Annotated in this window: 29 protein-coding genes; 4 read left to right on the forward strand and 25 right to left on the reverse strand. The window is 32.6% G+C overall.

Translation table 11 applies throughout. The features are described 5' to 3' along the window. Positions 1-216: 216 nt before the first annotated feature. The 12 genes from nusG to EYR00_RS13380 all read right to left on the reverse strand — a co-directional run bounded on the left by nusG (position 217) and on the right by EYR00_RS13380 (position 9,627). Complete coding sequence (gene nusG, locus EYR00_RS13325; RefSeq protein ID WP_003537004.1) at positions 217-774, reverse strand: transcription termination/antitermination protein NusG; 558 nt, start codon at positions 772-774, stop codon at positions 217-219. Position 775: 1 nt separating this feature from the next. Beyond that, on the reverse strand, positions 776-964 hold the full coding sequence (gene secE / locus EYR00_RS13330) for a preprotein translocase subunit SecE (protein ID WP_003537003.1): 189 nt from the start codon (positions 962-964) through the stop codon (positions 776-778). 11 nt (positions 965-975) lie between these two features. Then, positions 976-1,125: a 50S ribosomal protein L33 gene (rpmG, locus tag EYR00_RS13335; RefSeq protein ID WP_009009294.1), complete on the reverse strand. Its 150-nt coding sequence runs from the start codon at positions 1,123-1,125 to the stop codon at positions 976-978. Positions 1,126-1,173: 48 nt separating this feature from the next. Beyond that, entirely contained in the window at positions 1,174-1,779 is a 606-nt protein-coding gene (locus tag EYR00_RS13340) for a sigma-70 family RNA polymerase sigma factor (protein ID WP_003537002.1), read from the reverse strand. 16 nt (positions 1,780-1,795) lie between these two features. Continuing rightward, the gene (gene rlmB, locus EYR00_RS13345) at positions 1,796-2,521 is read right to left on the reverse strand and encodes a 23S rRNA (guanosine(2251)-2'-O)-methyltransferase RlmB (RefSeq protein ID WP_003537001.1); all 726 of its coding nucleotides are present in this window, start codon (positions 2,519-2,521) and stop codon (positions 1,796-1,798) included. A 37-nt stretch (positions 2,522-2,558) separates the two neighbouring features. After that, a complete protein-coding gene (locus EYR00_RS13350) occupies positions 2,559-2,936 on the reverse strand; it encodes a Mini-ribonuclease 3 (protein ID WP_003537000.1) in 378 nt (125 codons plus the stop codon). Beyond that, positions 2,936-4,273: a cysteine--tRNA ligase gene (gene cysS, locus EYR00_RS13355; protein WP_008793072.1), complete on the reverse strand. Its 1,338-nt coding sequence runs from the start codon at positions 4,271-4,273 to the stop codon at positions 2,936-2,938. Before cysS ends, EYR00_RS13350 begins: the two co-directional genes overlap by 1 nt. Before the next feature lie 258 nt (positions 4,274-4,531). Further along, positions 4,532-5,053 (reverse strand): hypothetical protein, encoded by a 522-nt coding sequence (locus EYR00_RS13360; protein WP_008793073.1) that lies wholly within the window; start codon positions 5,051-5,053, stop codon positions 4,532-4,534. Positions 5,054-5,127: 74 nt separating this feature from the next. Then, positions 5,128-5,907 carry a Cof-type HAD-IIB family hydrolase gene (locus EYR00_RS13365; protein WP_003536996.1) on the reverse strand — a complete coding sequence of 260 codons (780 nt, stop codon included), beginning with the start codon at positions 5,905-5,907 and terminating at the stop codon, positions 5,128-5,130. Positions 5,908-5,948: 41 nt separating this feature from the next. Further along, positions 5,949-7,379 (reverse strand): glycogen synthase GlgA, encoded by a 1,431-nt coding sequence (gene glgA, locus EYR00_RS13370; RefSeq protein ID WP_003536993.1) that lies wholly within the window; start codon positions 7,377-7,379, stop codon positions 5,949-5,951. Further along, positions 7,379-8,488, reverse strand: a complete 1,110-nt coding sequence (gene glgD, locus EYR00_RS13375) for a glucose-1-phosphate adenylyltransferase subunit GlgD (RefSeq protein WP_003536992.1) — start codon at positions 8,486-8,488, stop codon at positions 7,379-7,381. Before glgD ends, glgA begins: the two co-directional genes overlap by 1 nt. A gap of 14 nt (positions 8,489-8,502) precedes the next feature. Then, positions 8,503-9,627, reverse strand: a complete 1,125-nt coding sequence (locus EYR00_RS13380) for a glucose-1-phosphate adenylyltransferase (RefSeq protein WP_003536989.1) — start codon at positions 9,625-9,627, stop codon at positions 8,503-8,505. A 237-nt stretch (positions 9,628-9,864) separates the two neighbouring features. Here EYR00_RS13380 and EYR00_RS13385 point away from each other — a divergent pair, with 237 nt between their 5' ends. The 4 genes from EYR00_RS13385 to EYR00_RS13400 all read left to right on the forward strand — a co-directional run bounded on the left by EYR00_RS13385 (position 9,865) and on the right by EYR00_RS13400 (position 13,133). Further along, positions 9,865-10,284, forward strand: a complete 420-nt coding sequence (locus EYR00_RS13385) for a cell wall hydrolase (protein ID WP_003536987.1) — start codon at positions 9,865-9,867, stop codon at positions 10,282-10,284. Between the two features lie 23 nt (positions 10,285-10,307). After that, entirely contained in the window at positions 10,308-10,706 is a 399-nt protein-coding gene (gerQ, locus tag EYR00_RS13390) for a spore coat protein GerQ (RefSeq protein WP_003536985.1), read from the forward strand. Between the two features lie 129 nt (positions 10,707-10,835). Beyond that, entirely contained in the window at positions 10,836-12,656 is a 1,821-nt protein-coding gene (gene asnB, locus EYR00_RS13395; RefSeq protein ID WP_003536983.1) for an asparagine synthase (glutamine-hydrolyzing), read from the forward strand. Positions 12,657-12,740: 84 nt separating this feature from the next. Further along, positions 12,741-13,133, forward strand: a complete 393-nt coding sequence (locus tag EYR00_RS13400; protein ID WP_003536981.1) for a hypothetical protein — start codon at positions 12,741-12,743, stop codon at positions 13,131-13,133. Positions 13,134-13,159: 26 nt separating this feature from the next. Here the strand turns inward: EYR00_RS13400 and EYR00_RS13405 are convergent, their stop codons facing one another. From EYR00_RS13405 to EYR00_RS13460, 13 genes are all read right to left on the reverse strand, one after another. Next, positions 13,160-14,329 (reverse strand): bifunctional folylpolyglutamate synthase/dihydrofolate synthase, encoded by a 1,170-nt coding sequence (locus EYR00_RS13405; RefSeq protein ID WP_003536979.1) that lies wholly within the window; start codon positions 14,327-14,329, stop codon positions 13,160-13,162. Between the two features lie 107 nt (positions 14,330-14,436). Next, on the reverse strand, positions 14,437-14,571 hold the full coding sequence (locus EYR00_RS15930) for a hypothetical protein (protein WP_003536977.1): 135 nt from the start codon (positions 14,569-14,571) through the stop codon (positions 14,437-14,439). A 129-nt stretch (positions 14,572-14,700) separates the two neighbouring features. Further along, a complete protein-coding gene (locus EYR00_RS13410; RefSeq protein WP_003536975.1) occupies positions 14,701-15,360 on the reverse strand; it encodes a uracil-DNA glycosylase in 660 nt (219 codons plus the stop codon). Beyond that, the gene (locus tag EYR00_RS13415; protein WP_003536973.1) at positions 15,350-16,180 is read right to left on the reverse strand and encodes a Cof-type HAD-IIB family hydrolase; all 831 of its coding nucleotides are present in this window, start codon (positions 16,178-16,180) and stop codon (positions 15,350-15,352) included. The genes EYR00_RS13410 and EYR00_RS13415 overlap by 11 nt, the downstream gene beginning before the upstream one ends. After that, the gene (locus EYR00_RS13420; RefSeq protein ID WP_003536971.1) at positions 16,180-17,001 is read right to left on the reverse strand and encodes a Cof-type HAD-IIB family hydrolase; all 822 of its coding nucleotides are present in this window, start codon (positions 16,999-17,001) and stop codon (positions 16,180-16,182) included. Before EYR00_RS13420 ends, EYR00_RS13415 begins: the two co-directional genes overlap by 1 nt. A gap of 58 nt (positions 17,002-17,059) precedes the next feature. Then, positions 17,060-17,836, reverse strand: coding sequence for an alpha/beta hydrolase (locus EYR00_RS13425; RefSeq protein WP_003536970.1), 777 nt, complete (start codon positions 17,834-17,836; stop codon positions 17,060-17,062). A 44-nt stretch (positions 17,837-17,880) separates the two neighbouring features. Next, complete coding sequence (locus EYR00_RS13430) at positions 17,881-18,165, reverse strand: septum formation initiator family protein (protein ID WP_008793080.1); 285 nt, start codon at positions 18,163-18,165, stop codon at positions 17,881-17,883. After that, on the reverse strand, positions 18,117-18,545 hold the full coding sequence (yabQ, locus tag EYR00_RS13435; RefSeq protein WP_003536968.1) for a spore cortex biosynthesis protein YabQ: 429 nt from the start codon (positions 18,543-18,545) through the stop codon (positions 18,117-18,119). The genes EYR00_RS13430 and yabQ overlap by 49 nt, the downstream gene beginning before the upstream one ends. Further along, positions 18,545-18,844, reverse strand: a complete 300-nt coding sequence (gene yabP / locus EYR00_RS13440) for a sporulation protein YabP (protein WP_003536967.1) — start codon at positions 18,842-18,844, stop codon at positions 18,545-18,547. Before yabP ends, yabQ begins: the two co-directional genes overlap by 1 nt. 49 nt (positions 18,845-18,893) lie before the next feature. Beyond that, the gene (locus tag EYR00_RS13445; RefSeq protein WP_008793081.1) at positions 18,894-19,433 is read right to left on the reverse strand and encodes a GrpB family protein; all 540 of its coding nucleotides are present in this window, start codon (positions 19,431-19,433) and stop codon (positions 18,894-18,896) included. A gap of 82 nt (positions 19,434-19,515) precedes the next feature. Next, positions 19,516-20,841 carry an MATE family efflux transporter gene (locus EYR00_RS13450; protein WP_003536965.1) on the reverse strand — a complete coding sequence of 442 codons (1,326 nt, stop codon included), beginning with the start codon at positions 20,839-20,841 and terminating at the stop codon, positions 19,516-19,518. 182 nt (positions 20,842-21,023) lie between these two features. Continuing rightward, complete coding sequence (locus EYR00_RS13455; protein WP_003536964.1) at positions 21,024-22,391, reverse strand: aminopeptidase; 1,368 nt, start codon at positions 22,389-22,391, stop codon at positions 21,024-21,026. Between the two features lie 98 nt (positions 22,392-22,489). Continuing rightward, positions 22,490-24,271, reverse strand: a complete 1,782-nt coding sequence (locus EYR00_RS13460; RefSeq protein ID WP_040434246.1) for a DUF885 domain-containing protein — start codon at positions 24,269-24,271, stop codon at positions 22,490-22,492. Between the last annotated feature and the right edge of the window lie 107 nt (positions 24,272-24,378).

The following is a 24,378-nucleotide window of genomic DNA, read 5'->3' on the forward strand; positions in this document are numbered from 1 at the left end:
ACTAAATAAAAACAAAAGACCAAAAATCAACAGTAAAAAACTGTATGATTCTTGGTCTTGCCTACTTAAAGTAACAATCCTATTTCTATTTTAGTATACCACTTTATAAGTCCACGTCAACTATTTTTCAGTAAATTTAGTCGCAATAATCGACATTTTTAAGTAAAATAAATTATTTGTTTTACTTACTCATAAAAAAAGATTTGTAGATAAATTCTACAAATCTGCTTTTTCTAATTGTACTAATTCAATTTCCATTGGTGTTAAGTTGCCTAAGAAGTCCACTAATACTTTAGCAGTTTCTTTTTCTAAATCAATTGATTCAACCTTACCACTTTTACCAGCAAATGGTCCAGAGATGACATTAACTTCATCACCTGCAGCATAATCAACCTCAATACTTGATGTACTTAATCCCATTTTCTTTAAAATTGGATCTAACTCACTTTTTTGTAATGGGAAAGGTTTTGCTCCACCACCTGATGATCCAATAAATCCTGTAACCCCAGAAGTATTACGGACAACATACCATGCTTCATCAGTCATGATCATCTCAACTAATACATAACCTGGGAACATGTTTTTAGTCTTATTGATTTTCTTACCATCTTTAATTTCAGTTTCAACATGTTCAGGAATAACAATTTGAAATAGGATATCTTGTAATCCCATTGATTCAACACGTTTTTCCAAGTTTTCTTTTACTTTATTTTCATGACCAGAGTATGTATTAACAACATACCATTGTCTTCCTTCATCATTCATTCCTGTCATTTTAGTTCATCCCCAATGTCTTTAAAATAAATGCAATAATTGCGTCACCGGCAAAGAAATATAACCCCATTACAAAGCAAAATAGTAGTACTATTGCTGAATTTTGAGCTAGTTCTTTTTTTGATAACCAACTGACATTTTTAATTTCTTTTCTAATCCCTTTTAAACTAAACCAATCGCGAAATTTCACACTTAGTCCTCCTATTTCGTTTCCTTATGCAAGGTATGCTTCCCGCATTTTTTACAGTATTTGTTTAATTCCAGTCTTTCTACATTTACACGTTTGTTTTTTGTAATGGTGTAGTTCCGTGACAAACACTCACTACACACTAAAATAACTTTTTGTTTCATATAATCAGCTCATTTCTACGCTATTATAATTTATCATAAATATACAGACTAGTCAAATAGATTTGAATTTTCCATCTTTTTTTGAATCCGATAATTAGCATTATAGATACTTCTAATGTCTTTATTAAGCTTCAAAGCAATATCCTGGTCTTTAAAACCACACTTATGATAAGCAATTACCGTTTGTTCCCAAGCCGAGCAAACATTTAAAATATACGCATCAACCCTCTTTTGTTGTTCTTGATCAATTAATAGTAGATCTGGACTCTTATTATCAGCGATTGCATCTACATATCTGATTCGCTCATCATCACTACAATAATCATCCAAAGAAAATAAAGTTTGCCGTTCCCTAACTACTTTACCTTGGTTTTTGACAATTAAAGAACTAATCGTATTTTGGATCACCATTGAAATAAAACTTCTAACCTGCATGCCACGATCAGGACGATAATTATCCAAAGCCAATAAACAACGAATAATTACTACTTGAAGATAATCTTTATAATCACTCTGATATGATGTCATCGTATAACAATACGCCGGCATCATCATCTTAATTTGCCAGTAGCAATATTCAATCAAAAGTGCCTGTGCAATCGGACACCCCTGACGATATAAATAATACAATTCTTCGATTTCGTAACCATTCATGGTTACCTCCTTCCTACTATAAAGGATTACGAGAATTATATACCTGATATAAAATCACTGCTGTTGCCACAGAAGCATTTAACGAATTAATATGCCCTACCATGGGCAAGACAACATTGATATCACAACTTTTTTTAACTAGTCTTGATATTCCAAAACCTTCTGAACCGATTACTATTACCAAAGGCATATTATAATCAACCTGACGATAATCTTGGGATTTATCTAAATCACAGCCAACAACCCAAAAAGAACGCTTTTTTAAATCCTCTAATGTTCTAGTCAAATTTGTAACTTGAGCAACCTTAACATGATCAATAGCACCTGTTGAAACCTTTGCAACCGTCCCATTTAAACCAACACTACGATTTTTCCCAATGATAACACCATCAACCCCAATAGCATCACAAGTTCTTAAAATTGCTCCTAGATTATGTGGATCTTCTAACCCGTCAAGCATTAATAATAGTGGCTGTTTACCATCAGGAATAGTATTGATGATCTCATCAATACTATAATAGCGATATTCTTCAATTTCCGCCATCACTCCCTGATGACTAACATTTCCAAGTTTCTTGATAAATTCAGACTTATCAACAATCTTGAATGGAATTTTTTTTCTTTTACATTGCTCAATTATGCCATTATCTTTAGCATTGTTTTGGACATACACAGTATATACACTCTTATCTCCCTTTAAAGCTTCTAATATTGTGTTTTTACCATATATATATTGTTTCATATTTTTCACCTAATTTCGTCTCAAATTTATCTCGATTTTATTTATTATTAATATATTGTTTATACCGCTCAAAGATCACTTTAATTCGATCAAAGTTTTCTTCTAAGTATAAAGTCCCAATGACTGCTTCAAATCCTGTTGAATGCATATGATCAAGACTTTCATTTTTACTCCCTTTGGTATTGCGTCCCCGTTTATAAGTTCCAACTTCATCAGCACTAAAAAATTCTTCATCCAGCATATCATGCATAAATGCAGCATGTGAGCTTGCCGATACATATTTTACTGCTTCACGCTGAAGATCGTTCGGTTTAACAAAACCACTTTCTTTAACTAAATAATCACGTACTAGCACCTCAAAAATACTGTCACCCAGATAAGCTAATACACTTGCATTGATTAATTCCGGGCGCATTAAATGATCCCCTTTTCAATTAATTGAGTTCTTAATTTGTCAGCAGTTTCAAAATCCTTATTTTGTTTAGCTTCAAGCCATGCTTGATATATCTCTAGTTCCGCTGCATTTAATTTACGCGGTTCAAAAACAAAGCCAATCACTGCAGTCATTTTTAATAGTGTTTGATATTCAATTGCTATAGCTTTATCATTCTTTTCTTTTTGACGGAAAGCCAGATTCAATTTTTTTACTTGATCAAGAATTTTAGTTAAAGCCAGCGATGTATTTAAATCATCTTCTAAAGCTCCAACCATCCCATCAACTGCCGCTTTATTATAATTTTCATTAGCGATATGATTAACTTGTAAATACAAAGAAACTGATTTGATTACATTATCAACTTTAGCAACTTCTTTTTTCACGCTATTCAAAACTTCTTCCGTTAAATTTAATGGATTACGATAATGACTTGATAACATAAACCATTTAACTACATTACAGCCCAATTCAGCAACCATATCTTTTGCCCAAATAACATTTCCTAGGGATTTAGACATTTTTTGATTATCAATATTGATCATTTGGTTATGCATCCAAGTATGTGCAATCGGATGATGATGACAAGCCATTGATTGAGCAATTTCATTTTCATGATGTGGGAATTTCAAATCCTGTCCCCCACCGTGAATATCAATCTTACCACCTTCAAAAATATCGTTGATCATAACTACACATTCAGTATGCCAGCCAGGACGTCCTTTTGACCATGGACTATCAAAGCGAATACCCTCATCCGTCTTTTTCCATAATGCAAAATCAGTTGATTCTTCTTTTTTATCATTTTCATCGATTCGTTCACTCGCTCCAGCTACTAAATCTTCGATTTTGATCCCTGATAATTGTCCATACTCATCAATTTTAGATACTCTAAAATAAACATCCCCGTCAACCTCATAAGCATAACCACTCTTAACTAAATTATCAATAAATTTTATGATTGCATCCATCGTATTCGTAACTCTAGGTGCATAAGTTGGGAATAATAAATTCAAATTCCGACGAACATCTTCATAAGCAGCAATATATTTATCAGTAAGTTCTTTTTCAGTTATTCCTTCTGCCTTAGCCGCCTTAATGATTTTATCATCAACATCAGTAAAGTTTGATACAAAAGTCACTTTATATCCTAAATACTCAAATGTTCTTCTAAGTACATCAAAGACGATCATCGGGCGAGTATTACCAATGTGAACATAATTATAAACCGTTGGCCCACATACATAAATACTTACTTCACCTTCGCGAAGCGGTTTAAATTCTTCCTTCTTATTTGTAAGGGTGTTAAATATTTTCATCATTACCTCCATAAATAAAAAAGCATATTACTATCAGGACACCATTGTGTTCTTCCACCCGATAATAGATGCTTTAAGATTACTATTAACGCTAGTTCACGTTCTTTCTTTTCAAAAGACTCAGATAAGGGCAGTTCAATTATTTCCATTTAGCCGTTTCCACCATCAGGCTATCTCTATTAACTTCTAATAATCTACTTCGTTTACCTATAATTTAAATATATGTTTATCTTAACAAAATCATTCATGAAATACAACTTATTTACCTGTTGCCATAGAAAAACTCTGCAAATATACTGTCATATCTTTATCGTTATCCTCAAAATCATCTTTAGCAGCACGATATCCATAAATATAAGTATTATCATCACTAAAGTAAACTATCTCTTTGGCTCTAATTCCAGTATCACTATGAACAAATACATATTGATAAACATCAAGACCACTGTCTAAAACCGGTTTGGATACCTCAATCTCCGAAGCACCACTTTGCTCAATTTCACCAGTATATAATTCATCTTTATCTTCAACAACATTATCAGTTTCATCTTTAATTACTTTAAAATACAATGTGTTGTTGTCCTTAGAGAATTCTACTGTATCTGTATCAGTTGCATTTGCAGTAATCTCATAATTACTTGGATAATAAAAACTAACTCCATCATCAGTACTATACTTAGTTCCACTTTTTTCTAAGTTAACATCTTTATCCCGCGCGCCACAAGCTGTCACAAGACACAAGCATAAAGTTGTAACAAGTATTTTCATTATTTTTTTCATTACAACCACTCCTCTACTATCCCATTTTACACAACTCTCCAACCGATTACAACCTTATTTAGCCCACAATTATTTTATAATAAGCCAAAATATCGTAAAGCCGACACAATCCCATCATTGTCGACATTATCTGTTATGTAATCACACACTGCCTTTGTTTCTGCACAGCCATTTTCCATACAAATTCCCGTACCAACAAACTGGAGCATATCTATATCATTATGTCCATCACCAAAAGCCATCGTTTCCTCAACCTTGATTTTATAATGATCCAAGATAGCACTGATTCCTTCTTGCTTCCCACCTTGCTTGGGAATAATATCATAAGCTCCATCATGCCACTGAGTATATTTGCAATGTTGCGTTAAAGCTACCAGTTCTTCTATCTCCTCTTTTGTTACAAAAGGATCGATTTGATAAACATCATTAATCAAGGCTCGTGAAACATCTTTTTTCGGTGGTAATGAGGTATTGATTGCCGTCTGTGCAGCAACAACCAGATCATTAATTAAATTAATATACAAATCATCTCCTTCAACAAAACTACAAGCCAACTGATGTTTAGTTACATGATCAACGATTCTTTCTACATCTTTAGAATTAATGGGATTTTTATAAATAACCCCTTCCTGATTAAAACAATACCCTCCGTTCAATGTTAGATAACCATCAAATGTAAATTGAGCATTTATCCCTAACTCATCTAATTCTAAATAGTGACGTCCACTTGCAATAAATAATTTGATTCCCTTTTCTTGAAGCTGTTTTAAAGCTGCTATTACACCCTCACTAAGCACTGATCTGCTTTTAGAAATCAATGTTCCATCTACATCAAAAAAAATTGCTTTTATCATACCTTCTCCTTTGGAAAGGAAAAGACAGATTGCTCTGTCTTTTATCCTATTAACGAATTAAATACTTTTAAATATTGGTCAGCGCTAGCATCCCAATCTAACTTTGCCTGCATTGCTCTAGTCATGATTCCTTTCCATGCCTCAGGATCTTCATCGTAAACCTTTAAAGCATAGTCAATTGTTTTCATCATTTCATGAGCGTTATAGTTTGCAAAACTAAATCCAGTTCCAGTATCAGCATATTCATCATATGGCTCAACGCTATCTTTTAAACCACCAGTTTCCCTTACGATTGGAATCGTTCCATATCGAAGAGACATCATCTGTGATAACCCACAAGGTTCAAATAACGATGGCATTAAGAACATATCACACCCTGCATAAATACGACAAGATAACCCAAAATCGTATTTTAACTGTAATGAAACAGTATCTTGGTGGTGATATGCGATTCCTTTTAAAGCATCTTCATAAACCTGATCACCGGCACCAAGAATCAAGATTTGAACCTTACGACTGCACATTTCACTAAATTGATTGATAATTAAATCTAATCCTTTTTGTTTAGTTAATCGTGTCACGATCCCAATTAGTGCAACATCTTTATCTTCAGGCAATCCCACTTCTTTTTGTAAAGCTAATTTATTTACAATTTTATCTTTAAACACCGTCTCTAAATCATAATTTTTAACGATTTGAGGATCTGTTGCTGGATTAATTACATCATAATCAACACCATTTAAAATACCATACAAATCATATTTTCGCATTTCTAAGATATTTTGTAAACCTTCTCCATACTCTGGAGTTAAAATTTCACGTGCATAAGTTGGTGAAACAGTTGTAATAATATCACTATAGAAAATAGCTGCTTTCATCATATTTAAACATCCATCATTTCGACAATTACCATTATAGTATAAATAATTATCTAATCCAAATAACTCACTTAACAATTTAGGGTCAGCTTTTCCCTGGAAAGCAATATTATGAATTGTAAAGACGATTTTAATATTATCGTAATGTTCATAATAACAATATCTTTCTTTATACAACATCGCAATCATCGCTGTTTGCCAATCATGCAAATGAAGAACATCCGGCTTAATATCAAGATGAGAAATCAATTCAAGAACTGCAAAATCAAAATATGCAAATCTTTCATAATCATCATCATAGCCATACAAACCAGGTCTTCTAAAATATTGTTCATTATCAATAAAATAGAAACGTACCCCGTCTAATTCATAAGTAAACACACCACAATATACTTTTCGCCATCCTACCCAAATATCAAAACTAGTGACATATTCAATTTCATCAGCCAATTTCATATCTTGATACTTTGGCAGCACTACAATACTTTCAACACCTTTCTTTACCATCTCTTTTGGTAAAGAACCTAGGACATCTGCAAGCCCACCCGATTTGATAAACGGCGTCGCTTCAGATGTTGCAAATAAAACTCGCATTAAACCACATCTCCTTCTTTAATATACAATGGCGTAGTTGCATCACCTTTTAAATTCAATTGCCGTTGTACTTTAGAAGTCTTATCCATAATTACATTTTCTAGATGCGCTCCTGGATTAACCACTGAACCTGAGAATAGAATACAATTTTTTACTACTGCACCGGTCCCAATTACTACATCACGTCCAATTATGCTATTTTCCACCGTCCCATTGATCATTGCTCCATTTGCAACAAATGATCTTGTTACATCTGATTCTGTTAAATATTTTGCTGGAGGTGTATCATTTGTGATTGTGTAAATCGGCCAGTTGCTTTTAAATACTGCTGATGACACATCTAAATCTAAGAACTCTAATGAATATTTATAATAATGTTCTAATGAATCAATGCAGCGTGCATAACCTTTATATTCATAAGCATTAATTTGTTTTTCATCACATAAATAACCCAGTACATCTTTTAAACTAAAGAATGAACTGATTTTTTGCGCCTGCTTCATTACTTTTAATAAAGTTTTTGTATTAATTACATAAGTTTCTAATGAAATACTACGATCTTTACGACTACCCTTATTACGTTCTACAGCCGTTACAACTTTATCTTTGATCGTTAAGCAATCACATCCAATATATGCTTCATTAGCATCATGAACTTTCTTATATACCATTGTAATTTCAGCACCGGTTTTTTCGTGATTTTCAATTACATCTTCATAATCCATTGTTGTTATGATATGTGCTGGAGCAATCACAACATAATCAGCCTTATTAGCTTCTAAAAAAGCGATATTTTCAATTAAATTATTAATATCATGATTATAATTAGGGTTATTGGCGTATTTTTCATTATATAATAATGAAACCCCACCAGCTTTAGAGTTAAAGTTCCAAGAATCACCATTACCTAAGTGTTTAAATAATGATCTTGGTTTTTTTTGAATCAATACTCCGACTGCATCAATTGTTGAATTTGACATATTAGATAATACGAAATCAATCAATGCATAACGTCCTAAAAAACTAACAGACGCTACTGGTCTTCTCTCTGTAAGACCGACAAAATCTACATCTGAGTGTAAATTAACTATACCAATTGCTTTTACCATCTCTATTTCCTCCCCTACTTATTATCACTAACCAAAGCGACTTCTTTAGCTTCTTTGTTGATCTTAGTTTTTGCACGAATAACTACACCTTCATCAACAATTGCTTTATACACTTCAGCGCCTTCTTCAACTAATACCCCTGGCATTAATACTGAATCAATAACTTTAGCCCCTTCACCAACATTAACGTTGTTGAATAAAACTGATCCTTCAACATTACCATTAACTAAACATCCTTGTGTAATCAAAGAATTTTTAACTTTAGCTTGATCCCCGATAATTTGTGGTTTTCCTAAAGTATCTTCAGTATAGATCTTCCAATCTTTCTTGATGTTATATAAATCAAGATCTTTATCTTTTAACAAGTCCATGTTAGCCTGCCATAAGCTTTCAACAGTTCCAACATCTTTCCAATATCCATCAAATTCATAAGCATATAATTTCTTGTTATCATTTAACATGTCAGGAATAATGTTCATTCCAAAATCATGTTTACTATCTTCTTTTTTGGCATCTGCAATTAAATATTTTCTTAATTGCTTATAAGTAAAGATATAAATCCCCATTGATGCTAATGTAGATTTTGGTTTTTCTGGTTTTTCATCGAATTCATAAATAGTTCCATCTTCATAAGTATTCATGATTCCAAAACGGCTTGCTTCTTTTAATGATACATTTAATACAGCGATAGTGGCATCAGCTTTACGTTGTTTATGAGCTGTAAGCATTTTATCATAATCCATTTTATAAATATGGTCCCCAGATAAAATCAAAACATATTCTGGATCATATTGATCGATAAAGCTAATGTTTTGATAAATAGCATCAGCCGTTCCAGCATACCAGGTTGCTCCTACTTCACCACGTTCACGAGCCGGTAAAATTGCAGCTAGTGATTGTTTTCCATCAAGTCCCCATTTAGTTCCGGCACCAACATAAGTACCTAACAATACAGATTCATATTGCGTAAGCACCCCAACAATATCAATCCCCGAATTAGCGCAGTTACTTAAAGGAAAGTCAATAATACGATATTTACCTCCAAAGTGTACTGCTGGTTTAGCTACTTTAGCTGTTAGGGCTTCTAGACGTGTTCCACGTCCACCAGCTAAAATCATTGCGACAATCTCTCTTCCCATTTTTAAATACCTCCTTGTCTAATGTAAGCGCTTTACCTATAATTTAATTCTACCATAAATTAGAAATAAATTCGAGATTAATTATACGAAATATAATTATTGTATCTTGTCATATATTATACTCTCATTTATTTTTTAATAAAATGATATCATAATTTTTATCCCCGCAATTTTCCCTAAATTCAAACAACTATCATTTTTTATAAATAACTGCATATATTATAACGGGGTGATAATTTGGCACGAATTAAATACTCAACCGAAGAAGTCGATTTACTAGCGCGGCTTATTAAATCTGAAGCTTTAGGTGAAGGAGAACAAGGTATGCTATTAGTTGGTAATGTAGTTATCAATCGCGTTGTTGCAAACTGTGATGTTTTTCGAAACACCCGAACCATCACTGAAGTAGTCTACCAAAAGAATGCTTTTTCCGGGGTCGGAACCCCACTCTTTAACGAACCAGTCAACGAACTGCTTCGGCAAATTGCATTACGCTGTATTAACGGCTATCGAAATGAACCGGCAACTAATGCCCTATGGTTTAAAAATCCCGGTACCAATGTCGCTTGCCCAGAAAAATTCTATGGCAATTTATCCGGTCGCTTTAAACAACACTGTTTTTATAACCCAGGCTTAAAATTAAATTGTGATTTATAAAAAATTATACGAGGAGATCGATTATGGATTATTTTAATGACTTAAACCCTTATTTAGTACGGCAGGATCCAGCTCCAGCTGAAACCCCTGATACTACCCCAACGCCAGCTCCGGCCCCTACCCCTAACCAAACCCCAGGAACACCTTCTACACCTTCAGTAACTCCAGCACCAGTTATTGATCAAGCATATGTTGAAAATATTTTACGGATCAACGTTGGGAAATTAGGTACCTTTTACTTTACGTATACCGGCAGCAATGAATGGCGGGACAGAATCTTTAAAGGTATTATTGAACAGGCGGGACGAGATCATTTTATTCTTCACGATCCCAAAACCGGTAAACGCTACTTATTACAATTAGTCTATCTTGAATGGGCTGAATTTGATGAAGCGCTTAATTATCAATATCCATATCAATAAGGACTAAGTCCTTATTGATTCTTATTTATTCTTAATTTTTTCTTATCTATCTTAGCATTATTTAATAAAGCTTAACTTTTACCCATTTCTATTATTTAAAGCATATAATGCCACCATGGAGGTATTTATATGTGCGGAATTATTGGATATACTAATAACGTTTCCAACAATCAAAGCGTTATTGAAAATATGTTACAAAAAATTAGTCATCGCGGACCAGATGATCAAGGATACTATCAAGATAGTAAAATCACATTAGGGATGCGACGTTTAAGTATCATTGATTTAGACAGCGGTAACCAGCCTTTATTTAATGAAGATAAATCATTGATTCTCGTTTTTAATGGTGAAATATACAACTATCAAGTCTTACGAGCAAAACTCATCTCTTTAGGTCATACTTTCACGACTAATAGCGATAGCGAAGTAATCATCCACGGATACGAAGAATACGGTAATGATATTGTTAATCATTTACGAGGAATGTTTGCTTTTGCCATCTACAACATACATACTAAGGCGCTTTTTATAGCGCGTGATATTTTTGGAATTAAACCATTATTTTATACAATTGTTAAAAATGAATTAGTTTTTGCTTCAGAGATCAAAGCATTGTTTGAATATCCGGGAGTTGAAAAAAAATTTAACGAGCAGTGCCTTTCAAGCTATTTAGCTTTTCAATATAATCCTTTAACAGAAACATTTTACCGAGGCATCTTTCAACTCTTACCAGCTCATTATCTTGAATTTACTGATAATCTAAAACTAACCCATTACTTTAAATTCAATTATAATCTTGATGATAATTTAAAAGAAACCGATGCCCTCAATATGCTTGAATCAACGCTGAAAGATTCAATCAGCCACCATCGCCTAGCAGATGTTGAAATGGGTTCTTTTCTATCTGGAGGTATCGATTCTTCTTACTTAGCAGCAAACAGCCAAGTAAAAAAAACTTTTAGTGTCGGCTTTGAAGATCATCGTTGTAACGAACTCCCTTTAGCCCGAGAATTATCTCAATATTTAGATATTGAAAACTATCAAAAAGTAATTACCAAAGATGAATTTTGGCATACTATCCCTACTATTTTAAATATTCTTGATGAACCAGTTGCCGATCCTTCGATCATCCCACTCTATCATTTAACTAAATTGGCTAGTCAACATGTAAAAGTAGTATTATCAGGAGAAGGCGCTGATGAATTATTCGGAGGTTATAATATCTATCAAACCCCCCTGACCCTAGCCCCAACGAAAATAATTCCTTTCTTTCTTCGTAAAGGTCTTAAAAATATTTTAATAAAGACCAATTATGAATTTAAAGGTAAACAATATTTAATCCGAGCTGGACAAAAGATAGAAGAACGATTTATTGGAAATGCATTTATTTTTCAAAACCATGAGCTAAAAAAACTAATTAAACCACAATGGCCTATATACCCACCACAAGTTTTAACAAATGCTTACTACCGTGATGTTGCAAGAAAAGATGATATCACTAAAATGCAGTATATTGATTTAAACTTTTGGCTAAGGGGCGATATTTTGCGTAAAGCTGATCATATTTCCATGGCTAATTCACTTGAAGTGCGAGTACCCTATCTAGATAAAGAAGTATGGGCTATTAGTTCCATTTTACCAACAAATTTGCGGGTCAACAAAAAAGCAACTAAGTATATTTTTCGAAAAATGGCAGCAAAATCCCTTCCTCTTCAAAATAGTGAACGAAAAAAACTTGGTTTCCCTGTTCCCTTAAATGAATGGATCAAAGAAGAACAATATTATCAGCCTATTAAAGAACTCTTCAACAGTAAAAGTGCTCAAAAATATTTTAATTGTGACTATTTAAATTATCTTCTTGATGAACATTATCAAGGAATTCACAATAATGCGCGAAAAATTTGGACCGTCTATATTTTTCTAACTTGGTATAATCGTAATTTTGACTAAGAAGATTTTATCTTCTTTTTCTATGCTTTTTCATCTTATCTCTCTTTCAAGAATGCATAAGTTATATTAGAAAGGAGGGAAATAATGAATTGTCTAAAAAAACAATTATTAATCATTAGTTTTGCACTTATTGTTGCAATTGCTATATTTTTAATATTTGGTAGTTCAATTTATATCAATCAGATTTTCTTTATCATCAATGCATTCCTCGGTATCTTTGGACTCGTCAGTATCTTAATCAGCGAAGCTTTAACCCCGCCAAATAACGCTTATACTTGTTGCGGTAATCTAGCTACGCTCGGCAGTAGTGGCTTAATCCTAATTTCTCTATTAGCAATTATCATTGAAGCCTATGCTTATACAAGTGTTATTAGCCTAATTCTCGCTGGGAGTTTTTTCTTCTTAGTTTTGATGCTAGGCGGTATATGGTGCTATCTCAACCTTCGCAATCACTGTCATCGTAACTATTATTGTTGACAAACAAAAAGGCAGGTAAATTTGAATCATACCTGCTTTTCAATTAAATTATTTTGAAGATATTTACGGACCGTGCTAATAAAATGTAACGAGCCTGTAATAATTAAATGATCATATAGATCAATATTATTTTTAATTGCTTCTTTAAAATCAATTCCTTCTAATTGTAGCCGTTCATCTGCAAATGTTGCTTGAATCAATGGATATTCACTTAATAAAGCTTCCATTTGTTCAATATCTTTATCCCCCAAAGCACTGAAGATAACTAATGCCTTTTTTATTTGTTGATCATGTAATGTCTTAATTAGTGCCTTGATTCCATCGATATTATGTGCCCCATCTAAATAAATCTTTCCAAACTTTTCAAATCGGCCTGGCCAGCTAAATCCATCTAAAGCTCGTTGTACTAAGGAATGATCTAACTCAATCAAATAGTCACATACATTAATCGCCAATGTCGCATTAGCAACCTGATAACTACCACAATTACTTAACTGGTAATCATAACCTAAACAGCTAAAATGATAAGGATATCGATAATCACAATCTATCTCCACACTAACTACTTGACTATTTTTAATTTCAGCTGCAGCTTTAAAAATATCAATCAAATCATTATTTATTTCGCTAGTAAAACAAGTTTGTTCAGGTTTAATGATTCCAGCTTTATGATGAGCTATTTGTGCTAAAGTATCACCTAACATAAACTGATGATCATAACCGATATTAGTTATCACACTGCAAACACTATCAATTACATTAGTTTTATCATTTAATCCCCCGATTCCTGTTTCAATAATTCGATAATCTAGTTCTTCTTCATCAAAATAACGCAACATGATCAAAATATCAATTTCAAACATCGATAATTGTTCGCTTTCAATAATCTCAACAAGACTGTTAATAATCATCAGCAGTCGTTCATCACTTATCATTTCCCCATTAATACAAATACGATCATTATGACAAATAAGATATGGTGATGTAAATGTTCCCACACGATACCCATGTTCAACCATAATATCTTTAATAAAATTAGTTGTTGAACCTTTACCATTAGTTCCAGCTATATGAATAATATTTTTTTGGTAAATGTTAAAGCCATATTTTTTAATTGTCTCTTTAAACTGTTCCAAGGTCCGCTTAGTTCGCTTTGACTCTATATACACTAGCGCACTTTTAATATCATTAAACATTATTTTCTCCTCTGCAAGTAATTTAACTTATTCTAATACAATTTATCTATAATGACAAATAAGGATTCAAAATAAAAGGACTTCTTTTACGAAATCCCTCTTTTATCTTATAATTGAATCTTTTTTTTGAGCCGTTTAACAAACCACACCATTCCTACAACTGCAACAAATATTCCAAGTCCCCAAATAACCAATGTTCCAGCACTAACCGGTGCCCAAATAATCCCAATACCACTATTCATTTTAGTCCCCTCCTTTTTTCACTTTTAATTATAACATATTTAATATATTTTTTTAATGAATCCTATAACGATTAAGAAAACTTAAGAAAAAGGTTGCCTTTATCAGTATAATTACTGATAAACCAACCTTTAAATATTATCAATTTGCCAATCAATCATTGGCATTCCATTCCTAATCAAAAATTCATTTGCCTTACTAAAAGGATGTGAACCAAAGAATCCCCGATGTGCTGATAGTGGAGAAGGGTGCGCACTCTCTAAAACCAAATGACGTGAAGTGTCGATATATTGTTTTTTAGCACGGGCATTATTTCCCCATAAAATAAATACTAGCGGCTTTTGGCGTTTATTTAAAGCTTTAACAATATTTAAAGTAAAAGTTTCCCAACCTTTACCAGAATGACTATTAGCCCGCCCTTCTTCAACTGTTAACACATTATTAAGCAACAAGACTCCTTGCTTAGCCCATTTTGTGAGATCTCCATGATTAGGAATCATTGTTCCTAAATCATCTTGTAACTCTTTATAAATATTAACCAAACTTGGGGGAATCCGAACCCCCGGATAAACACTGAATGCCAATCCATTTGCCTGATGAAGTTCATGATAAGGGTCTTGTCCTAAAATAACTACTTTAACATTTTCATAATCACAAAGATTTAAAGCTCTAAAAATATTTTCTTTTGGGGGAAAAATCGTTTTATGTAAATATTCATTTTCAACAAACTGATGTAGCTGCTTATAATAATCTTGTTGAAACTCAATTTCAACAATATCTTTAAATCTCATTAAAAATAAATTTCTCAATCAATTCTGCCACAACACCTTCGTTGTTGTTAGCATTTGTTGTATAATCACATGCAGCTTTAACATCATCTACAGCATTGTTAGCAGCGACTGATAAGCCCGCCACTTTTAACATTGCCATATCATTATAATTATCACCAACAGCAATCGTTTCTTCAATAGCGATGCCTAATTTATTTGCTAAATCAATCAATCCTTGTCCTTTATCCACCCCAAGAGCATTGAATTCCATGTAACGATTTGATGAATAACTAACCGCACAATGTCCATCAGTAATTGGTTTTAACCCCTCTTCTAAACTCATTAAATAAGGAACATCAACATTTTGATACAAAATCTTAGAAATTGGTGTATCCTTTAAAAAATCAACACTATTAACTTCAGGATATACCGCTTCTAACTTTTGATTTTTAATTCTTTGGCGTTCCGATTCACTTAAATTAAACACATATAAATTATCAGGCGTATAAACATGGATACAAACATCAAAATTTAATCCTGCTTCAAAAATTTCTTTCATCTTACTAAACTCTAAACCTTTGAACTCAATAATACGATTATTTTTATTTTCTGTTAAAGCTCCACCATTAAAAGAAATTACATATTCACCCTCAAGGTCATATAATTGTAATTCTTTTAACTCTGGTTGAATTTGCATAAATCCTCGTCCTGTAGCTGGAACAAATTTCACGCCATATTCTTCTCGGGCTCTTTTGATTGCTGCGACATTTTTCGCTCCAACCAAATGCTCATCATTTAATAAGGTTTCATCTAAATCACATGCTATTAGTTTATATCCCATTATTCTGCCTCCAATACAAATTTTTCTATTACTTCTTTTACTGCTCCTTGATCATAATCAACTTCAGTGACATACTGCGCTAATTCCTTAATGTCATCAGTCGCACATGTTACACATACCCCTAACTTAGCCGCTTTAATCATTTCAACATCATTATAATTATCACCAATTGCAATTGTTTCATTAATATCGATGCCTAAATAATTAGCTAGCCAGCGCAACCCAAAACCTTTATCAATTCCAATCGCATTAAATTCTAAATAACGCCCTGAAGAATAACTAGCACAAGCTTTTCCTTCAATCATCTCACTGACTTCCACTTCAATCGACTTTAAATACGGCATATCTCTTTTTTCATACAAAATCTTTGCTATCTTTTCATCTTTCAAGTCATCCATATTGTATTCATCAATAACAACGAACGGTGCCTTTTGATCCGTTTTACGCTGTACCTCATCAGGATCAGCATTATAAATATAACACATGTCAATTGTGAAAATAAGTACACAAACATCAAACTCTCGAGCCTTTTCAAAAAGCATTTTAGTTGTTTCAAACGATATTCCCTCAAAATTTAAGATACGATTATTTTTATTTTCTACAATCAATGCCCCATTAAAACAAATTGAATATTCACCTTCTTGATCATATGCATCGATTTCCTTTAAAATCTCCGGAATCATATTATAAGCCCGCCCTGTAGCTGGAACAAATTTTAATCCTTTTTTACGAGCAGCTTTGATTGCTTCAACATTAAATTCTGGTACGTGATGCTTTACCAATAAAGTCTCATCTAAATCTGACAACATTAATTTATACATAAAATATCCTCCAATACTTTAATAATAGCATAAATTATTAAAACCTCGAATTATTTTCTTATTTGTAAAATAGGTCCATAAAAATCGGCACTCGTTGACGCCATTCATACTCATTGTGACCAGCTTCTTCAAAGAACCGTCCTTCGATCCGATTACTTTTCTTAATAAGCTCATTGTATATTGTCTCATTACTCTCATAGTAGATACGGCTCATCTCTTCATCACCATTACCTTCATTACCACCTAGATCAAGATAAAAACATTGCGTAGCACTTAAATCACTCCGATGGATCAAATCAATAAGTTCATCCATATAAAACCAATATGCACTAGATAGCGATGCCGTCTTTTTAAAAATATGGGGATATTTTAATCCTGCATAAGTTGTAATGATTCCACCCATTGAACTACCAACCATCGCACTATCTTCAACAATCGTAGGGAAATGAGTATCAATATAAGGTTTTAACTGCTTAATAATAAAGCGTAAATACTTGTCCCCTTCACCACCAATTTCTAAACTATCATCACCATATTCCATCATTAAAATTTCTTTACCAATTCGCCATGGTCCATACTCATCTTCACGTTTATTTAAACGGTTATTGCAGGGAATCGCCACCATGATAACATCTAAGTTCTGCGCTTGAACATAATCATAAAATCCCCAACTAATTTTCATATATGAAGTCTCATCAAAAAAAGCATTTTGACCATCATTTATGTACAAGACCGGATAACGCTTATTACTAGTTTCATAATCATCAGGTACATAAATTGTGATTTTACGCTTTCTTCGCAATGATCTCATATACATATTCTCTTCTATAAACATAAATTACCTCCAATAAATAATAAAAATAAGCACAAAGTGCTTATTTATTCTACGCCCGGAATGATCGCTACTTGTTCACCTTCACGCGTGAAAACATAATTTTCACGTGCGTAACGAGCTACGTAATCATCATCATTCAATAAACTGATCTCATTTTCTAAAGCTTTTTTTTCTTTTTCTACTGCTTTCTTTTCCTTTTCCAAAACCGCAATTTCATCTTGACGCTGGAAGACAGTTATGGCGCTATTAAATAAAGTCAACATCAAGCCGCAGCCTATAATCATGTAGGCAAATCCTTTGACGGTTTTATAAACTTTTCTTTTAGCCATTTTACCACCCTCTTCATGCGTTTTATTATACCACTTATTTTCCTAAAAATGAATATTATCGGTCTTAAAAGATATTTTAACATACTTACAATTATTTCAATCAAAAAAAACATATAATAGCTATAATAATTAAGATAGAGAACATATCCAATTACCATACTAATAATAAAATATATTCGAACGACCCCATTATTAATAACTAACAGACCAAGATAATAGAGATACCCAAAAATAATACCAATAACAATCTGTAAAATGAGTCGAAAAATGCGTTTGTGGTATTTATAAAACAAACGATTGATGAGACTGTAAATAAAAGTGAAAGTGAAACCAAAAACCAGTGAATAACTAATTCCTTGAATTTGTTTTACTAAGTCCATTATTTAAGCAGTTTATTAAAAACACTGTCTTTTCCTTTTTGATTCTTTTTATTTGAAACATAGGAAATAGCATCAATGTTGCCTTTAATACTAACCTCACATTTTTCTTGGTCTAACCTTGTCAACGATAATTCGGTCCCCGTAATATTTAAAAAACCTAATGATGTTTCAATTAAAAATTCTAGCGAATCAAAACTTTCAATGTTTTTCACACCTGTTAATTCAATATTTTTACGGTCTTTTAAATAAACATTATGATAAGGTGTGTGTTCAAAACGAATACTGTTATTATTATCCATATTATTACCTCCACTAATTAATATGCTGATTAGTGGAATTAAGAACTATTTATATCTGTTCGACATCTTTATGACGATACCATTTTAACGCTCTGGTTTGTATTTCTTTTGTAAAAGCTTCTTTACCCTTTTTATATTTTTTGATATTATCAGGATATTTTTTAGCTAATGAAAGCTTCAATTCACCATACTCCCTAGCAATATCAGGATTATCTTTTAAATAATCATAAAAAGAAATCAGCAATTCAATTTTATCATGACTTCTTTCATCAAATGCATGAACATGGATTGAACCATCGCTTTTATAATAAAAACGTCGACCTGAAATCCCGTCCTCCCCACAACATTCATAGTCTTCTTTTTTAAATAAAGGATCTAACTGATCTAATTTATTTATGTCTTCAACGATGATCAAAATATCAATAATCGGTTTAGCAACTAATCCAGGAACTGCAGTTGAACCAACATGTGTAATTGTAATTAATTCATCTAAAACGATATTGCGAATCACATTTGCTTCCAGCGCATACTTACGAGGCCAATCTTCATTATACGGAACCACTTCAACTTTTACCACAATTTTCACCATCCTTAATCCCATTATAGCATGACTTCTCTAGTTTAAAAATAGTTCTTTTTATCAACATTTTTGATAACTAAAACCGGATTCATCAATCCCCCAGTTTAGTCCGTTTATAGCTAATATACAGTAATAAAGCAGCTCCAGTCCAAGCAACAATTTCTGCATAATAAATTCCTTCCTGCCCCATAAACAGTGGTAAGAAAAGTGCTATTCCTACACGCATCAATAATTCTACAATTCCAGAAAACATTGGAATAACTGTATTTCCCAATCCCTGTAAAGCATTTCGATAAGTATGTAATATATATAAGATCGGTAGGCAGACCGCCATAATAAACAAGTAGTGATAAGCAACCTCAAGAACCGCATTAATTTCATTTTGACTTCCTGATACAAATAAAGTTAAAATATTTCGGCCAAAAACAATCATAATAAGAGCGATTATTAATGAAGTAACAAGTGATATTAATGCTGAAGCATTAACACCTTCTCGAACCCGTTGATATTCAAGAGCTCCATAGTTTTGCGCATTATAAGTAGTTAAAGCATAACCAAAAGAAATAGCAGCTGTTTCAAGTAAACCATATAATTTATTCGTTGCAGTAAAGCCGGCTACAAAAATAACTCCATAACCATTCACCACAAATTGAACGATCATCCCACCAATTGAAATAATTCCGTTTTGCAAGGCTAAAGGAAGCCCTAATTTTACTAATTCAAAAATTAAATGCCGCTGAATTTTAAAGTGTTCAGACTTTAAGCTAAAAATGCTTTGTTTATATAAAACCAGTAAACAAAATAAGCTGGCAAATAGCTGAGCTAATATTGTTGCGATCGCAGCTCCAGCTATTCCCAAATGAAAAACACAGACAAATAACAGATCCAGCCCCACATTTAATGAAGCTGCAATTACCATTGCAAGTAATGGTGTTTTACTATTCCCAAAAGCCCGTAGAACACATGATAGCAAATTATACATCAAAGTAATTGTCACACCACCAGCCATCACTCGTAAATAAGCAATTGCCCCTTGAATAATATCATTAGGTGTTTGTAAGAGTTTGAGAATTGGAATGATTATCAGCTCACCACTAATCGTTAAAAGTAGTGCAATTACAAGACAAGCAATAACAATATTACCAATTGTTTTAGAAATTCCCTCATGGTTATTTGCACCATATAAATTAGCGACTTTAATCGAGAAGCCCTGTGCGAACCCCATAACAACACTAAGGAGCATCCATTGGATCCAGCCTGCAGCCCCCATACTAGCTAAAGCTTTTACCCCTAAAAATTGCCCAACAATAATCGTATCTACGATTGTATAAAACTCTTGTAAAATATTTCCTAACATCAGCGGCATAGAAAACATCAAAATCAATTTTAGGGGATTACCCTGAGTCATATTTTTCATCCATTCCACCTCCAAGCCTAAAACATTATAACTAAAATTACAATTCCTGCAAGTCTTTTTCTAAGCAAGAAAATGGTTTAATAAACGGGCAACTTTCTATAACTTATCACTGTTATCTGCAATTATCTTATGGTTTATCATCTTTAGTTCAAATCCAAAAATAAAAGATATCCGAAGATATCTTAAATTTGTTTCAAGAATGTGCGATATGCTAGATAAGCTTCATATACATCCACTTTACTAACAATTTCCATTGGTGCATGCATATTTAACACTGCTACTCCTGCATCTATTACATTCATATTATAATTTCCAAGGATATAAGCGATTGTTCCCCCACCACCTTGATCAACTTTACCTAATTCTGCTGTTTGGTAATAAATATTATCATCATCTAAGATTTTTCTAATTTCTGCCATATATTCAGGATTAGCATCATTAGAACCACTTTTACCACGAGCTCCAGTATATTTATTAAAAACTATTCCCTTACCTAAATATGCAGCATTTTTCTTATCGTTAACACTTAAATACAATGGATCAACTCCAGCGCTAACATCACTTGATAACATTTTTGAATTAGCCATGGCTTTTCTTGTTTTAACGAAACTATCTGTTCCTTGTTTCAACAATAATTCGCTAACCGTATTTTCAAAGAATAAAGACTGTGCCCCAGTTGCTCCAACACTTCCTATTTCTTCTTTATCTACTAAAATACAGCAGCTTGTATAATCAGGCATTTCTATATCTAAAATAGCCATTAATGATGTATAAGCACAAACACGATCGTCATGCCCATAACCAGCAACCATACTACGATCTATTCCATAGTCACGAGCTTTCCCACTAGGTACGATTTCAATTTCCGCACTTAAAAAATCTTCTTCATCAAAATCATATTTATCTTTTAGAATTTTTAAAACATTTGCCTTTACAGCATCTTTTTCATGATCCTTTAAAGGAATACTTCCAAAAGTAACATCTAGGTCTTCTCCTTCAATTACTTTCGCACCATCTTTTTTCAATTGATCAGCAGATAAATGAACTAACAGGTCACTAATTCCAACGACTGGATCATTTTCATCTTCACCAATATTTACATTTATCACAGTACCATCTTTTTTTACTACAACACCTACCATTGACAGTGGAATAGTTACCCATTGATATTTTTTTACCCCACCATAATAGTGTGTATCAAGCATTGCAAACCCTTCACTTTCATATAAAGGGTTTTGTTTAAGATCCATTCTTGGTGAATCAATATGAGCACCTAAGATTCGCATTCCATCTTCTAGCGGTTTTTTCCCAATAACAAATAAAGCAATATTTTTTTTCATATTAGTAACATATACTTTATCACCCGGTTTTAAAATATCTACCTCATTTAACTCTTTATATCCATGTGCCATTGCCAGTTTAACAGTTTCACTGACACATAACCGTTCTGTTTTACCTTTGGTAATATAATTTTTATAACCTTCATTAAAAGTCATAATATCATTAATTTGTTCATCATTATACTTTTCCCAAGCAAGTTTTCCGTACATATATACATCTCCTTTTCTTATGATACATATAGTATACCAATTTTTTCCAACTTACAATCATAATACTCTAACTGTTTTTTAGATTCATATAAAATCTTTTATTTAGCACTCTTAATATAAGCTGCTACATTTCTTTCAACAACTGTAAAAGGTGCATTTCCACTCTTTAAAATTGCCTCATGAAATTTCTTATCATTGAACTTATCACCCAATTTATTTTGAGCTGTTTCTTTTAAAAGCATAAATTCTTCATAACCAACATAATATGGCTCAAACGCAGCCGGATTAGCTTGCAATTGTTTATATTGAGTTTTTAAACTGTCCTCCTCTAGATTAATACCCTTTTCAGAGATAAAGTCACTAAAATCATCAAGTGACCATCCCTCATAATGAATTCCAATATCACAAAGAATCATTATATCATAACTTGCTAATTCATTTTCCTTAAGCGCTTCTAATACATTTTTATCAATGCCTGTTAGATATTTATATGCATAAAATTGGGCATATACCGCATATCCTTCTGTATAAGCACTTGAATTAGCTAAAGCCTTTTGATATGGGGATTGAATATTTTCATACATATATGCATACTGATACATATGCCCCGGATAACCTTCATGGGCTACTGTTGAAAAAGTATCAAGATCTGATACCTCACCAGTCGATGGATTGACCCGTAATTGTTTTATACCGTTACCATCCAAAGGCGGAATATTAAAATATGCTGCGACGCCAGAAGAAGATGCTATTTCTTCATTAATATCCCTAATATTATAAGATAAACTACTAACATTAGGAAAATCTTCAAATAGTTGAGCACTAATATCATCTAGAATTTCATCATAACTAGTATACTTTGTAGTTGGTATTTCACCACCACTAGTAAGAAATTCTCTAACACTAGCATTTTTAATCACATTCTCCTGAAGCTTGGAAATATGTTTGTCTAAACTGTCTTCCATTAATTCTTTTATTTCCATTACTGATTTATCAGAACCAACGGCATTTTGCAATAACAGTTCATAATATTCTTTTCCATTTTTAAACTTGACTAATCCTTCTTCATTATTGCCGGTTAGACTTACTTCATCCATTAAATCTTTAACAGCTTGATAAGCAGGAATAAAAGAAGAATTAAAAGCTGTTTTTAATTGCTCTTTATATGTATTGCCAACACTCTCTTCTAAATTTAAAGTATCTATATTTTTATTTATATCAGATAAAATTAAACTATTTTCACCACTTTTAATCACATTATCACAATACTCTCTAACCGCATCAACATCTATCATTAGCAAATCACGTTTTGCCTGTTCTTTGGTATAGTCAATAGCTCCTTGTAAATATGGTAAGACATCATTCACTAAACTAATAATATCCTTTACGTCTTGTTCATTTCTAAGCGACCAGTCAGCTAACATAGTAGGAATCTGATAATGTATTCCAGAAATACTCTCAAACAATTGTTGATAATAATCAAATTTATCATCGCTCATTTCACGAGCTAGATTATTTTGAAATTCATAAATATCATAAGTATCCTGCTGTTCTTTAGTTAGTTTTGAACGCTCGAACTTCTTAAACTCCGCCCACGAATCAGCATCTTTCTTCTCCTGATTTCTCATGCTTTCTTCATCTAATCGCACCCCTAGATTTACTGTTAACTTTGAAATATCAACATCAAAATTCTCAGGATGTTCTAAAAAAACATGCGCAGTTGTATAATCACTTTCCATTGTTTCAATAAATTGTCTTTCAATAAATCGATCAAAACTCGCTCGTTCATCTTTGTTGTTAGTATCTGCTGTACAGCCACTCAAAGATATTATCATTACTAATGATAATAATAGTAATGATATTCGTTTTAATATTCGCATAAATTGCCTCCTCATTGTGCCATATATTTATTATAACGTTTCTTTAAATACATAACCATGCATTATATCAAAAATAGTAACGAGAATTTATCTCGTTACTACCTCTA

The sequence above is a fragment of the Thomasclavelia ramosa DSM 1402 genome (assembly GCF_014131695.1).
In the GTDB taxonomy this organism is placed as follows: domain Bacteria; phylum Bacillota_I; class Bacilli_A; order Erysipelotrichales; family Coprobacillaceae; genus Thomasclavelia; species Thomasclavelia ramosa.